Origin of the sequence: Cupriavidus sp. HMR-1 (genome assembly GCF_000319775.1) — a bacterium.
Taxonomy (GTDB): domain Bacteria; phylum Pseudomonadota; class Gammaproteobacteria; order Burkholderiales; family Burkholderiaceae; genus Cupriavidus; species Cupriavidus metallidurans.
In genome coordinates this window covers 22,779-34,730 of the sequence record NZ_ANKP01000083.1, presented here as the reverse complement: position 1 = coordinate 34,730, position 11,952 = coordinate 22,779, and the positions used below count along the sequence as shown (strand labels likewise).

The window sequence follows — 11,952 nt, the reverse complement described above, 5'->3', positions numbered from 1 at the left end:
GCGTTTGCAGTGCGTTTCGTGTTGCAAGGGGGCGAATAGTACGGGACACCCACAGGGTTGGCAAGCACTTTGTCATAAAAGTTTTATGCAACGATGAAAGGGCTTCTTTCATCACATCAAGGGGCGCGATCAACCCTGTATAGAATCTGTGCATCGGCCTCCCCGGGCCCTCTTTCAAAAGGAAGCATCCATGACTATTGAAGCGACGTGGTTGGCAGACTCCGGTTCGAGCGTGTGTGACCTGAGCAATGGCACGGCCCATTGGAAGGCAGATCTCGACGCACCGGCTGGCGATGCGGCCCTTCCCAATCCTCATGACCTATTGGATTCCGCCCTGGCTGCCTGCACGACCCTCACCCTGCAGATCTACGCAAAACGGAGGAACTACGACCTGCAGGAAGTTCGCGTAACGGTTTCGCATGAAGAGGCGCCCGGCACCTACAAACTGGTGAGACGCCTTGAACTCCTGGGCAATCTCGATGAGAAGGCTCGGGAGGATCTGCTGCGCGTCGCCAACAAGTGTCCGGTTCACAAGGTGCTCGCCTCCCAGATCTCGATCGACACCACGCTCGCAGGCTGACGCATCTCCGACGTCTTGATTTAATGAATGATAATCGTTATCATTCATCTCCTCGGGTTCAGACACACCCGAGTCAGCAAATGGGTTCCCGGACACTTCCCGTGTCCGGCCTTTTTCGCTATCCAGCCATTCTTCCCCTCCGTCATCACCCTGCCCTACTAGATCCGCAACGTTGCCTGGCAGCGCGACACGCACTTGTCGTCCACTGACCTTGCACCGTCGTTGGGCGCATTCGCTCGCTTTGTGCGCTGCCCCACGCAGCCAGTGTTGCTACAGGTCGTAGGCGCCACCCCACCGCTTTGTCGGCCCGGGGCATCGGCTTACCATGAAGCCAAAAAAGAACATTGGCAGTGCGAAGCAAGGAATGCATCAGGAGCGGGGACACCTTGGCGAATTACATTGAAGAGTATTGCGCGCGTATCCGGCGGGGCGGCGCGCGAGGTCTTGCGGAGAAGCCCGTCGTCATCGGCCAGGACAACATCTACGCGATGCAGTACGTGCCGTACGAGCACTGGAACAACAGTGCGCGGCTCGTAATCGTCAGTACCACGCCCGGGCATACGCATGTCCGGCTTGCGGCAACCGTCACAGAGGAACTGCTGCAAACCCAAGCACCAGGACCACGGATCCAGCGCGAGAACAAGCGCCGCGTGGAACTGGGCGGGCGGATGGTGCGCCCTAACCTCATACGAATGCTCGACCACTTTCGCGTGCCGGCACTGATCAGCCAGCCAGATGCCACGTCCCTGTGGGACGAGGAGGGCTTCGATTCGATACAGCCGCTGGCGTTGCTGCCCCACGCCACGACGCGCCGCGGGCTGACTTTCGACGGTCCGCTGGATGAACTGCTCGACACACCGATGCTGCGTGACGTGTTCCAGCGGGAGTTTCTGGACCGGCTCCCGCAATACCCCCGGGACGCCCTCTACATCGGACTCGGTCGCACGGCATGGTCCGGGCTCGAACACGCCGTCCGAGCGGGGCTGCTCTGCCAGCAACAGCTGCTGGGCATGATGCCCGTCCCCACGCGGGCCGGTAGCATGGTGCGCTACTTCCTGCGCGAGGTCGGGGAACCCGATCTTTCCCCCAACGATCCGGTCCGGCATCGCATCGCCTGGCTCGATGCCGCCCATCGGGAAATGGAAGCTGGCGTGGAACGGCTGCGTGCCGAATCGATATCTTCAGCACAACCTCGCCGGCTCACCGCCTGACCCTGCAGCCAAAGTGACCCAGACCCCACGTCGGTAGGGATCAACCCACGCGTCCCACGCCGATATTCCTTCTTGAGGAATCTGACCTCCTCGCATTCCCGATTGGCGGCCCCCGTTTGAGTGCGGAGGGCCGCAATTTTTTTGTGCCGTCGGACTGCCCGCATCGGCCAGTCGCAAATCCGACACCTTCCATGGAAAATTCCTACACGAACTGCGGAATCGTCGCATTACCGGAGCACTAACGCCTCCCTATACTGCCCCGTCATGTAGTGACCGCCCCACTGAATGGTCGGGCTACCACCAGGGCAGCAAGGCATGGCAAGCATTCTTATCGTCGACGACCACCCCGCGCTACGGCTGGCGCTGCGTACCCAGCTTTCACAGCTTCTGGGCGTGACAACCCTTCTGGAGGCCGATAACGGGCAAGGCGCGCTCAACCTGGTCCGGCAGCACAGGCCAGACCTTGTCCTGCTGGATCTCGACATTCCCCGCATGAGCGGCCTGGATGCCGTGCCACGCATACGTGCCCTCCACCCCGCCGTCCGCATTCTGGTTCTTTCCGCCCAGGATCCCATCCCGTTCGCAGCACGCGCCTATCACGCCGGCGCACAAGGCTTTGTGAGCAAGACGCAAAACATGGACGCCATCCTCCGATGCGTCGAGAGCGTGCTTGGGGGCTTCACCGTATTCCCCAACAACAACCCTCGCGACAACCCGCGGGAAAGCCGCGTCGTCGGCGACAGCGAAGGACTGAGCAAGCTGACGGACAAGGAAGTGGAAATCCTGCGGATGCTGACCCGTGGCATGAGCAACAAGGCCATCGGCAAGGCGCTGTTCATCAGCAACAAGACGGTCAGCAGCTACAAGACCCGCGTGATGAAGAAGCTGGCCGCGGATTCACTGGTGGACCTGATCGACTTTGCCCGACGCTGCCGGCTGATTCCATGACGTCCTCCGGCACCCCCTCCGTGCTGACCACCGAGGAATGCCAGGCGTTCGGCCCGGCGCTGGCAAGCGCCGCGCGCGAAGACCCCACCGTGTACCACCTGCTACTGACCCGCCTGATCGACGCCAACCACGGCGATCTCACCGATCTGCGTCGAGCCGCCAAGCTGCGTGACTGGGCTGGCGTGCATCGGAGCATTCATCGCCTCAAGGGCAGTGCGGCGCTGGCCCGATGTCCGACGCTGGTCGCGGCCGGCAAGTCCATCGAGTCGGCGGCGAAGTATCGCAAGGCCGCCGTCGTAAACGCGCTGCTGCCACGCTATGTCGCCATCGTCACCGAATTCAACGACCGATTGCGCGATCTGCGCAGTAACAGGCGCTCCGCGCCGGGCGGCGACAACGTTCAAGGAATTTGATCAAGCCGTCCATCAGACACGCGTGCAAGCGTCCCGGTCCGCTGGCAAACTGTGAGCCTGCTCCGGCCGCGCCCCCAAGTCATGTCTGCCGCCGGGAGCTTCAATAGTTCAGGCGGGAGACCTTGTCGTGGGTGATTTACAGAGCTTGCTCGATGGTCACGGGCTGATGCTCGTGTTTCTCAATGTGCTGGCCGAACAGGCCGGGCTGCCGATTCCTGCCTACCCCATGCTGTTCGTGGCGGGTGCGTTGTCGATGCAACCGAACGGCCCCTCGATCGGTACGGTACTGTTCGCCGTGATTGCCGCCTGTCTGATCGCCGACACCGCCTGGTACTTCGCCGGAAAGCGGCTGGGCCAGCCAATGCTGCGCACGATCTGCCGCGTCTCGATCTCACCGGATACCTGCATCCGGCAAACCCAGTCGCTATACCTGCGCGTGGGCCCCCGTTCGCTGATCTTCGCCAAACTGCTGCCTGGCGCCGGCGCGCTCTCCACGTCGATGGCCGGCATGACCGCCACGCCGTTCCTGACCTTCATCTTCTATGACGCGCTCGGCGCGCTGGTATGGGCCGGCGCCGCGCTGGTCGCCGGCATGGTCTTCAGCGATTTCGTCGATACGATCCTGGCCGCCTTCAGCGCCTTCGGCCACATCGCTCTCATGGTGGTGCTCGGCGCCTTCGCGCTGTTCATCGCCTGGCGATTCTGGATGCGCTGGCGCCTGCTGCGCCGGTCCGGCCTGATTCCGCGCATGACGGTCATGGAATTCGAGCAGCGCCGGGCGGCAGGAGACAAGCCAGTCGTCGTCATCGATGTGCGCGCCCATGGCGTCGCCCCCATCGAGCGCATTCCCGGCTCGATCGTGATGGAAATCAAGGGCCCCTTCGACACGTTGTCCGGCCATGACGCCAGTTCCGACTTCGTGGTCTATTGCGCATGTCCACACGAGATGTCGGCGGCCGTCCTGGCCGAACGCCTGCGCACGGCCGGGTATCCGAACACCTGGGCGCTAGCGGGTGGATTCGACGAATGGAAGCGGCTGCAAGGCACTTCGGGCCTGCCAACCGCCACGCCAGACGCGCCGCAGCAGATCATCGCGCACTAGAACCAGCGCCGGAGGCTCCACGCGGGCCTTTCGGTTCCCCTGTCGCTTCCTATACTTGGCCCAAACCGTTTGTGCACGGAGGGTGGCATGCCGGGCGAAGACCATGGTTGGGAAGAGGAAGCCGCGCGCGTGGCCCACCGCCGTCGCGCGCTCGACATTCCCGAGGTAGCGGGAACTGACGGACGCAACCGCGCGCTGGCGCTTTCCGGGGGCGGCATTCGCAGCGCCACGTTCTGCCTGGGCGTGATGCAAGCGCTGGCCGAAGCGCCTGCGCCTGATGGCCCCCCCAATGCTACCCGCGAGGCCAGCCCCGAAGCTACCCCCGAAGCCACCCCCAATACCAGCTCGACGCCGGCCGACACCCCGGGCACGCGCTCGCTGCTGGCCCAGTTCGACTACCTTTCCACGGTCAGCGGCGGCGGCTACATCGGATCGTTCTTCACCAGCCTGTTCGTACCGGGCCGCCTGCGTCGTGGCTCCAGTCCGCTTCAGGCCGCGCAGGACGCCTATCGCACACTGCAGTACGAGCCACCGGGCCGTATCCGCACGGGAGATGTCTACAGCGACGCCCCGGGCCGGGCCGCCGTGGCATGGCTACGCGAGAACGGCCGCTATCTCACCCCGACCGGTGCTGGCGACAACCTGTACGCGGCGGCAGTCATCGTCCGCAACTGGATGGCGATGCAATACGTCATCGGCAGTGCGTTGCTGGTACTGCTGGCCGCGTTGGCATTGGGCCTGCACAAGGCCACCGGGACCTGGCCCGGCTTGTGGCAGAGTGAGATGGACCTCCTGCATGACGCACGGCAGGCCATCAACGACGGCGACCTGGGAATCTGGTGGAGTTCCTACCTCTGGATGCCGGTGGCATCCACCGTGCTGTTCGTGCTGCCGCCCGGCATCGCGTACTGGCTCGTCTATCCCACATCCGACAATCCGCAGCAGCCCGTGCGTGCGCTCAACGGCGCCGTCCTGCTCACGATGCTGCTCGGCGCGCTGTTCCTTGCTGCGTCGTTATGGTTCCAGACAATTGAACCGAACATGCGCGTTGCCTATGCCTGTTTCGTGATCGGCGTGCTGGCGTGGCTCGGCGTGGCCGCCTGCCTGGTCATGCTGATGCCCGCGCCGCGCACGGTCACCAACTACCGTGTGCGCGCCACGCGGGTACTGCGTGGCGCGATGGGGTTCACGGCGATACTGGCCGCGCTGGGCCTGGCCGACACGGTCGCCCGCACGTGCTACCTCTACAGCTTCATGGCGGCGCACCCATGGGCCGCGATCGGCCCGGCCGGCGCGCTCGGCGGCCTGGTGTGGCTGGTCCGCTACGGGGCGACACTATTCGACGACGGCAAGCAGGGCGCCACGGATTCGGTCTGGCGCTCGCTGCTATCCCGGCTGCCCGTGTCGCTGCTCGCGGGATTGGTCGCCGCACTGGTCGCGCTGCTCGTCTTCGTGCTGTGGTCGTGGATCGTGCTCTGGGTGCGCTGGGACGGCGGCGAGCCCGTCGACTGGCATGTGTTCGGCAAGGCGTGGACCACCGCCGCGCTCGCCACGCTGACGTTGCTGGCGTTGTGCATGGCGATCGTGGTGGGACGCTTCGCAGGCTTCCTGAACCTGTCCACGCTGCAGTCGTTCTACGCGGCCCGCCTGACGCGGGCTTACCTCGGCGCGTCCAACGGCAATCGATTCAGCACCCCCGCGACGGACCGCGCGGCACGCCAGCGCTTCAGCGTGGCCGAGCCCGCGCCGGATGACGCGCTCAGCCTCAACGACTACTACGACCCCCGCGTTCTGGCCCCGCTGCACCTGATCAACGTGACGATGAACCAGACGGTGGACCCCGCGGAGCAGCTCGTTCAACGCGACCGCAAGGGCAAGCCGCTCTGCATCGGCCCCGGACCCGCGCTGGTGCAACCGGGCAATGCCCAGCAGCTTCCCGCCGACGCCTACGTGCGCTTCACGGTCGACGGGCAACTCTGCTGCGCGAAATCGCAGCAGCCTGCCGGCGCCGCCACACGTTCGATCGAGATGGCGCAGGCGCGTACCGTCGGCGACTGGATCGCGATCTCTGGCGCCGCGATCTCCACGGGCCTCGGGCGCGCCACGACGCTGGGCACGTCGCTACTGCTCGGGCTGGCCAATCTGCGGCTGGGGATCTGGTGGCCGTCGAACATGGCCGAAGGCGGATCGTGCGCAGTGCCGTCGGCCATGCGCCGCCCCGATATCGAACAGCGACTGCATCCGGCGCTGGGCGTGATCACAGGCCTGTTCCGCACGCAGTACTACCTTGCGTGCGAACTGGCCGCGCGCTTCCACGGCACGCGACGACGCTGGCAGTATCTGTCGGACGGCGGGCACTTCGAGAACACGGCTATCTACGAACTGCTGCGCCCCGAGCGCCGTGTCGGCCTGATCGTCGTCTGTGACTGCGGTTGCGACGGGGATTACCGCTTTGGCGATCTTGCCAATCTGATCCGGCTGGCGCGCATCGACTTCGGGCTTGAGATCGTTGTCGATCAGGCGGCGCCGGACGACGCCGTTCTGGGCCCGGTATTCGGCACGCCAGACGACTTCACCGCCAATGCCCCACCCGAGTCCCGCGACAAGGTCGCCATCCTGCTCAACGTCCATATCGCTGGCCAGGCGGGGGCACCCGACAGCGCGCCGATCACACGCATCGTGCTGCTCAAGCCTCGCCTGACGCCATCAGCGCCCGCGGACGTGCGGCAGTACGGCGCAATGCACCCGGCATTCCCGCAGGAAGGCACGGCCGACCAGTTCTTCGATGAAGCGCAGTGGGAAAGCTATCGCGCGCTCGGCGTGGCCATTGGTCGGCGCATTGCCAGCAGTGCCGTCGCGTCGCGGTTGTTCGGCCACGTGTGATTCGGCCGGGTGTAACGGTGGCCCCACGGCCGTCATGGCTACTTTGCCGCCGCCAGCACGATCTGGCCGGTGTGACTACCATAGCCCGTCCCTGATTCGAGACCTCGCGTGGCATGCGTCGCGCGAGGCATGCAAGTTCTCCCCCATGATTCCCTATTCCCTGCTCGACCTCTCGCCCATCATCGAAGGCAGCGACGCCACCCAGGCCATGCGCAACACGCTGAGCCTGGCGCAGCACGCGGAACGTCTTGGCTATCGGCGCTTCTGGCTGGCCGAACACCACAACATGCCGGGCATTGCCAGTGCCGCCACGGCGGTGCTGATCGGGTACGTCGCCAACGGCACCTCGACGATCCGGGTCGGCTCCGGCGGCATCATGCTGCCCAACCATTCCCCGCTGGTGGTAGCCGAACAGTTCGGCACGCTGGCCTCGCTCTATCCGGGCCGGATCGACCTCGGGCTCGGCCGCGCGCCCGGCACCGACCAGGCCACGGCACGCGCGCTGCGCCGAACCCTGAGCCACGACTCGGCCGATTCGTTCCCACAGGATGTGGAAGAACTGCAGGCGTACTTTGATGAGGTGCGACCCGGCCAGCGCGTGCGCGCCGTGCCGGGCGCGGGGCTCAAGGTGCCGCTGTGGCTCCTCGGTTCCAGCCTGTTCGGCGCGCAGCTAGCGGCGGCGATGGGCCTGCCTTTCGCGTTTGCTTCGCACTTTGCCCCGGGCTTCATGCGGCAGGCGGTAGACCTGTATCGCCGCACCTTCCGCCCGTCGGAGCAACTCGATCGTCCGCACGTGATGCTGGGCCTCAACGTGTTCGCCGCCGAGACCGACGCTGAAGCGCGCCGCCTGTTCAGTTCGCTGCAGCAGCAGTTTCTGGCGCTGGTTCGCGGCACGCCGGGACAACTCAAGCCGCCGGTCGACGATATCGAGCGTCTGTGGGACGCCAGCGAAGCGGAGCATATCCGCCGCTCCCTCTCCTGCTCGGTCGTGGGAGACCCGGCAACGGTACGCGAGGGCATCCAGCGTTTCGTGGACGATCTGCGGCCGGATGAGCTGATGCTGACGGGCCAGATCTACGACCATGCCGCGCGGCTGCGATCATTCGAGATCGCAGCCGATGCCATGCGCGCGCTACAGCCCGCGTCGTCGCAGACGGCGTGATGACGGGAAGACGTCGATAACAAGAAGGCCAACAGGTTCAGACCGTTGCCAGGCGGAACGCCGACACCGCACGCATCATCGACTGTGCCTGCTCGGCCAGCGATTGCGCGGCAGCGGCCGCTTCTTCCACGAGCGCGGCATTCTGCTGCGTGACGGAGTCCATCTGCGTCACGGCCTGGCCCACCTGCTCGATGCCGGTGCTCTGCTCGGCCGACGCGGCGCTGATCTCGCCCATGATGTCGGTGACACGTCTGACCGCGCCAACCACCTCCTGCATTGTGGCGCCGGCCTTGGCCACCAGCGTCGAACCGGTGTCAACCTGCGCCACCGAGTTGTCGATCAGCGTCTTGATCTCCTTCGCCGCATTGGCGCTGCGCTGGGCGAGGCTGCGCACCTCACCCGCCACCACCGCGAATCCGCGTCCTTGTTCACCGGCGCGCGCCGCTTCTACCGCAGCGTTCAGCGCCAGGATATTGGTCTGGAACGCGATGCCCTCGATCACGCCGATGATGTCGACGATCTTGCGCGAGGCCTGGTTGATCTCGCCCATCGTGCTCACCACTTCGCTGACCACCTCGCCGCCACGATTGGCGATTTCCGATGCGTTGACGGCCAGCGCGCTGGCCTGCCGCGCATTGTCGGCGTTCTGGCGCACGATGCCGGTCAGCTCCTCCATGCTCGATGCGGTCTGCTCGAGCGCGGCGGCCTGCTGTTCGGTCCGTTGCGACAGATCGTTGTTGCCAGCCGAGATCTGATGCGTGGCGCTGGCGATGGCGCCGGCCGCGCCGCGGATATCGCCCAGCGTTACGGCAAGTCGCTCCTGCATCTGCTGCATGGCGGCCAGCACGCTGCGATCGTCGTCACCGCGCACCTGCAGCGGCACGGTCAGGTCGCCGCCCGCGATACGCGTCACCGATTCCACGGCGTAGGCTGGCTCGCCACCAAGGCTGCGCTTGACCGTCCGCATGATCATGCCCATCACGGCAGCAATCAGCGCTCCGATCAGCAAGGTGCTGACAATCGCGTTGATCAGGTTGGCGCGGAAGGCATCCTCGATGTCGACCAGGAACACGCCCGTGGCGACGAACCAGTCCCAATCCGCCACGTAGCGCCCGTAGGTCAGCTTGCGCTTCGGCGTTTCGGTGCCGGGCAGGCGGCCCCGGTAGGTGGAAAAGCCAGCGTCCTCGCCGGTGGTGCGGCGCGCGCCTTCGATGATCGCACGGTAGACGTACACCCCGTCGGGGTCCTTGAAGTCGCCGACCATATTGCCTTCGGTCTGCGGCAGGCCCGGGTTCAGCACCACCTGCGGCTTGGAATCGACGATGAACAGGTAGCCGTTCTGGCCGAAGCGCATTGCGCGCAGCGCGTCCTTGGCGGCGGCCTGGGCGTCCTCTTTCGACATCACGCCCTTGGCGGCGCGTTCAGCGTACAGCTTGACGATGCCCTCGCCGGTGGCCACGAGCGATTGCAGCGCGTCGCGTCGCTCGGCCATCATCACGGACCGCGCGTGGAAGGCATTCCATGTACCGAGCGCAAGCAGCAGCAACCACATGACGGCAAGCGCCGCCCAGAGTTTGGTATTGAGGGTAAGTCGATTCATGATCCGGCAGGGGGTTACCTGAGACCTCATGAATATCGGCACACCGCGGCAAAACCCTTAGTCCGCCCCTGGTCGGGGGTCACGCCACTGGCGCCACACACCGCCTGCGTGGAGAATGCGTTATCCGCCACGCGAGCGCCCGACGCCTAGCTGCCATGACGTTCACCTTTGTCGAATCTGATCCAACCGAGACCGATCCGCTGCAGGGTGAGCTGGCCCTGCTGGAACACGCGATCAGCACCGGCCCGGTGGCGCAACTCTGGGAGGCGCCGCTCTCGCTGGTCATCCCACGCAGCTACCTGCGCCAGCCGGGTATCGAGGAGGCACGGGCCCAGTTCGCGGCCCAGGGTTGCCCGGTCTGGCTGCGCATGTCCGGCGGCGGGCTGGTGCCGCAGGGTCCAGGCATCCTCAATGTCAGCCTGGCCTACGCTGTACCCCGGGGCGTGGCGACGTGGATGGAACCGGTCTACCTCCATCTGTGCGAAGTCATCGCCCAAGGGCTGCGCGAGGTCGGCGTGGAAACCCATTGGCAGGCCGTGGAAGGTTCGTTCTGTGACGGCCGCTTCAACCTGGCATGGGGCCCCGGCGATAGCGCCCGCAAGATCGCAGGCACAGCGCAGTACTGGCGCCGCGCCCCAAGCGCGGTGCAGACACCCGATGGTCAGCGGCACCTGGTGCTGGCCCATGCCATCCTGCTCGTGGACGCGGACCCGGTCGACATCAACGCCCGCGCCAATGCGTTCGAAGCGGCCATCCATAGCGGCCGCCACTACGATCCAGCCAAGGTGGTCAGCGTGCGCGAGGCGTCGGGTATCGACGATGCTACCGGCCTGACCGAAACCGTGAAGACGGCGATCCGGAACGCCATCGCGCGCTCGACGGCGCCCGGGCAATAGGCCCCGCTAGTTCTGCGGCGAGAACCTGATATCGCCGTACCAGGCGCGTGCAACGCCGCCCGTGTTGTCGGTATCGGTCAGGATGCCGTAGCCGGTCAGCTTGCCGGGCTTCTCATGAAAGACTTTCTCGAAATCAGCGACGACATTGCGGCGCAGGCTCTGCCATTTGCCCACCTCGTTACCGACCACGATCATCTGCACCCGGCTGGAATGAGGATTCTCGATGACGGTACCGGGCGCGGCGCTGTTGGTCCAGATGTACATCAGCGTGGCGTAAGGCAGACTCTCGCCCAGGGCATGGGCCGCGAACATCTCGGCGCGATCGCCAATCGACAGGCTGTCGACCTGACCGCCGAAGAAGAACACGAGCCGTGCGGGCGAGTCCTCGCGGTCGGCCACGCGATTGTCGGCATTCTGGATCGGCGCGGCCACCTTCCAGCGCCACGAGACGACCGGGGTCTTGTTCAGATCGAAGTCGCCTTCGTGTACCAACCCCGATGCCGAGCCGCTGGCATCGGCTTCGAGCACCGTGGTACCTTGGTCCGCCACCAGCACATAGCCGGTCATCTTTTTTCCGGGCAAGACCGGCCTGTTCTGCCATCCGCTCGGCAACCCGCTGCCGGGCCGAGCCGTTGAGAATACAACCCCCGGCTCCACCGTCTGCGCGCGTAACGGCACGCAGTGGAGAACGGCTGGCAGCAAACAGGCCGCCAGTCCCAACAGCCGGGCTTTGGTGAGGATAGACGGCATAGTGACCGTTGATGTCGGGATGCGTTGGACGAGGATGACACGAGCATTCTAGGTGCCCGCCGTGATCGCTGTCGACGCGGCGTCGAAAACACGAACGCGGGAACGGGAAAGGTCGGTATGGATCTGGTTGTCGGCATCATTGGCTGGCTCTGCGTCGAACTCGTTTTTTACGGCCTGTTCTATGCCATCGGCTGGAGCTTCATCAAGATGGTCACACTGGGGCGCCATCCGGGCCCATGGCGGGGAGCGGAAAGTTTCGTCGACGCCGAACTCGTGGCATTCACCGGCATCATCGTCACGTTGGTCGTGATCCTGATCGCCTGGAAGTACCTGGCGCCCTGATGCGTCGACGCTGCGCCATCCACTGAAGTGATACGAAAAGATCACATTGACAGTTACTTACAACT

11 protein-coding genes are annotated in these 11,952 nt (G+C 65.1%); 9 read left to right on the top strand and 2 right to left on the bottom strand.

Features of this window, described 5'->3' with window-relative positions:
- Window positions 1-190: 190 nt before the first annotated feature.
- The 7 genes from D769_RS12460 (at window position 191) to D769_RS12430 (ending at window position 8,299) form a co-directional block, all read left to right on the top strand.
- Window positions 191-580, top strand: a complete 390-nt coding sequence (locus tag D769_RS12460; protein WP_008645498.1) for an OsmC family protein — start codon at window positions 191-193, stop codon at window positions 578-580.
- Between the two features lie 386 nt (window positions 581-966).
- Complete coding sequence (locus tag D769_RS12455; RefSeq protein ID WP_008645496.1) at window positions 967-1,791, top strand: hypothetical protein; 825 nt, start codon at window positions 967-969, stop codon at window positions 1,789-1,791.
- Window positions 1,792-2,106: 315 nt separating this feature from the next.
- Window positions 2,107-2,739, top strand: coding sequence for a response regulator transcription factor (locus tag D769_RS12450; protein WP_008645493.1), 633 nt, complete (start codon window positions 2,107-2,109; stop codon window positions 2,737-2,739).
- A 20-nt stretch (window positions 2,740-2,759) separates the two neighbouring features.
- Entirely contained in the window at window positions 2,760-3,152 is a 393-nt protein-coding gene (locus D769_RS12445) for an Hpt domain-containing protein (RefSeq protein ID WP_234707015.1), read from the top strand.
- 127 nt (window positions 3,153-3,279) lie between these two features.
- Window positions 3,280-4,254 (top strand): DedA family protein/thiosulfate sulfurtransferase GlpE, encoded by a 975-nt coding sequence (locus D769_RS12440; RefSeq protein ID WP_008645491.1) that lies wholly within the window; start codon window positions 3,280-3,282, stop codon window positions 4,252-4,254.
- Window positions 4,255-4,341: 87 nt separating this feature from the next.
- Window positions 4,342-7,137, top strand: a complete 2,796-nt coding sequence (locus D769_RS12435) for a hypothetical protein (RefSeq protein WP_008645490.1) — start codon at window positions 4,342-4,344, stop codon at window positions 7,135-7,137.
- Window positions 7,138-7,282: 145 nt separating this feature from the next.
- Window positions 7,283-8,299, top strand: coding sequence for an LLM class flavin-dependent oxidoreductase (locus tag D769_RS12430; RefSeq protein WP_008645489.1), 1,017 nt, complete (start codon window positions 7,283-7,285; stop codon window positions 8,297-8,299).
- Window positions 8,300-8,336: 37 nt separating this feature from the next.
- On the opposite strand, the gene D769_RS12425 is transcribed toward D769_RS12430, so the two are convergent.
- Window positions 8,337-9,899: a methyl-accepting chemotaxis protein gene (locus D769_RS12425; protein ID WP_035883055.1), complete on the bottom strand. Its 1,563-nt coding sequence runs from the start codon at window positions 9,897-9,899 to the stop codon at window positions 8,337-8,339.
- Between the two features lie 155 nt (window positions 9,900-10,054).
- Here D769_RS12425 and D769_RS12420 point away from each other — a divergent pair, with 155 nt between their 5' ends.
- The gene (locus D769_RS12420) at window positions 10,055-10,795 is read left to right on the top strand and encodes a lipoate--protein ligase family protein (RefSeq protein WP_008645486.1); all 741 of its coding nucleotides are present in this window, start codon (window positions 10,055-10,057) and stop codon (window positions 10,793-10,795) included.
- Between the two features lie 6 nt (window positions 10,796-10,801).
- Here D769_RS12420 and D769_RS12415 read toward each other — a convergent pair whose 3' ends face one another.
- Window positions 10,802-11,545 carry a DUF3047 domain-containing protein gene (locus D769_RS12415; protein WP_081596789.1) on the bottom strand — a complete coding sequence of 248 codons (744 nt, stop codon included), beginning with the start codon at window positions 11,543-11,545 and terminating at the stop codon, window positions 10,802-10,804.
- 117 nt (window positions 11,546-11,662) lie between these two features.
- Here D769_RS12415 and D769_RS12410 point away from each other — a divergent pair, with 117 nt between their 5' ends.
- Complete coding sequence (locus D769_RS12410) at window positions 11,663-11,887, top strand: hypothetical protein (protein ID WP_008645482.1); 225 nt, start codon at window positions 11,663-11,665, stop codon at window positions 11,885-11,887.
- Window positions 11,888-11,952 lie beyond the last annotated feature (65 nt).

Coding starts and splice junctions, on each gene's coding strand:
- D769_RS12460 (WP_008645498.1), top strand. CDS start 191: ATGACTATTGAAGCGACGTGGTTGGCAGACTCCGGTTCGAGCGTGTGT.
- D769_RS12450 (WP_008645493.1), top strand. CDS start 2,107: ATGGCAAGCATTCTTATCGTCGACGACCACCCCGCGCTACGGCTGGCG.
- D769_RS12435 (WP_008645490.1), top strand. CDS start 4,342: ATGCCGGGCGAAGACCATGGTTGGGAAGAGGAAGCCGCGCGCGTGGCC.
- D769_RS12430 (WP_008645489.1), top strand. CDS start 7,283: ATGATTCCCTATTCCCTGCTCGACCTCTCGCCCATCATCGAAGGCAGC.
- D769_RS12425 (WP_035883055.1), bottom strand. CDS start 9,899: ATGAATCGACTTACCCTCAATACCAAACTCTGGGCGGCGCTTGCCGTC.
- D769_RS12420 (WP_008645486.1), top strand. CDS start 10,055: ATGACGTTCACCTTTGTCGAATCTGATCCAACCGAGACCGATCCGCTG.
- D769_RS12415 (WP_081596789.1), bottom strand. CDS start 11,545: ATGCCGTCTATCCTCACCAAAGCCCGGCTGTTGGGACTGGCGGCCTGT.
- D769_RS12410 (WP_008645482.1), top strand. CDS start 11,663: ATGGATCTGGTTGTCGGCATCATTGGCTGGCTCTGCGTCGAACTCGTT.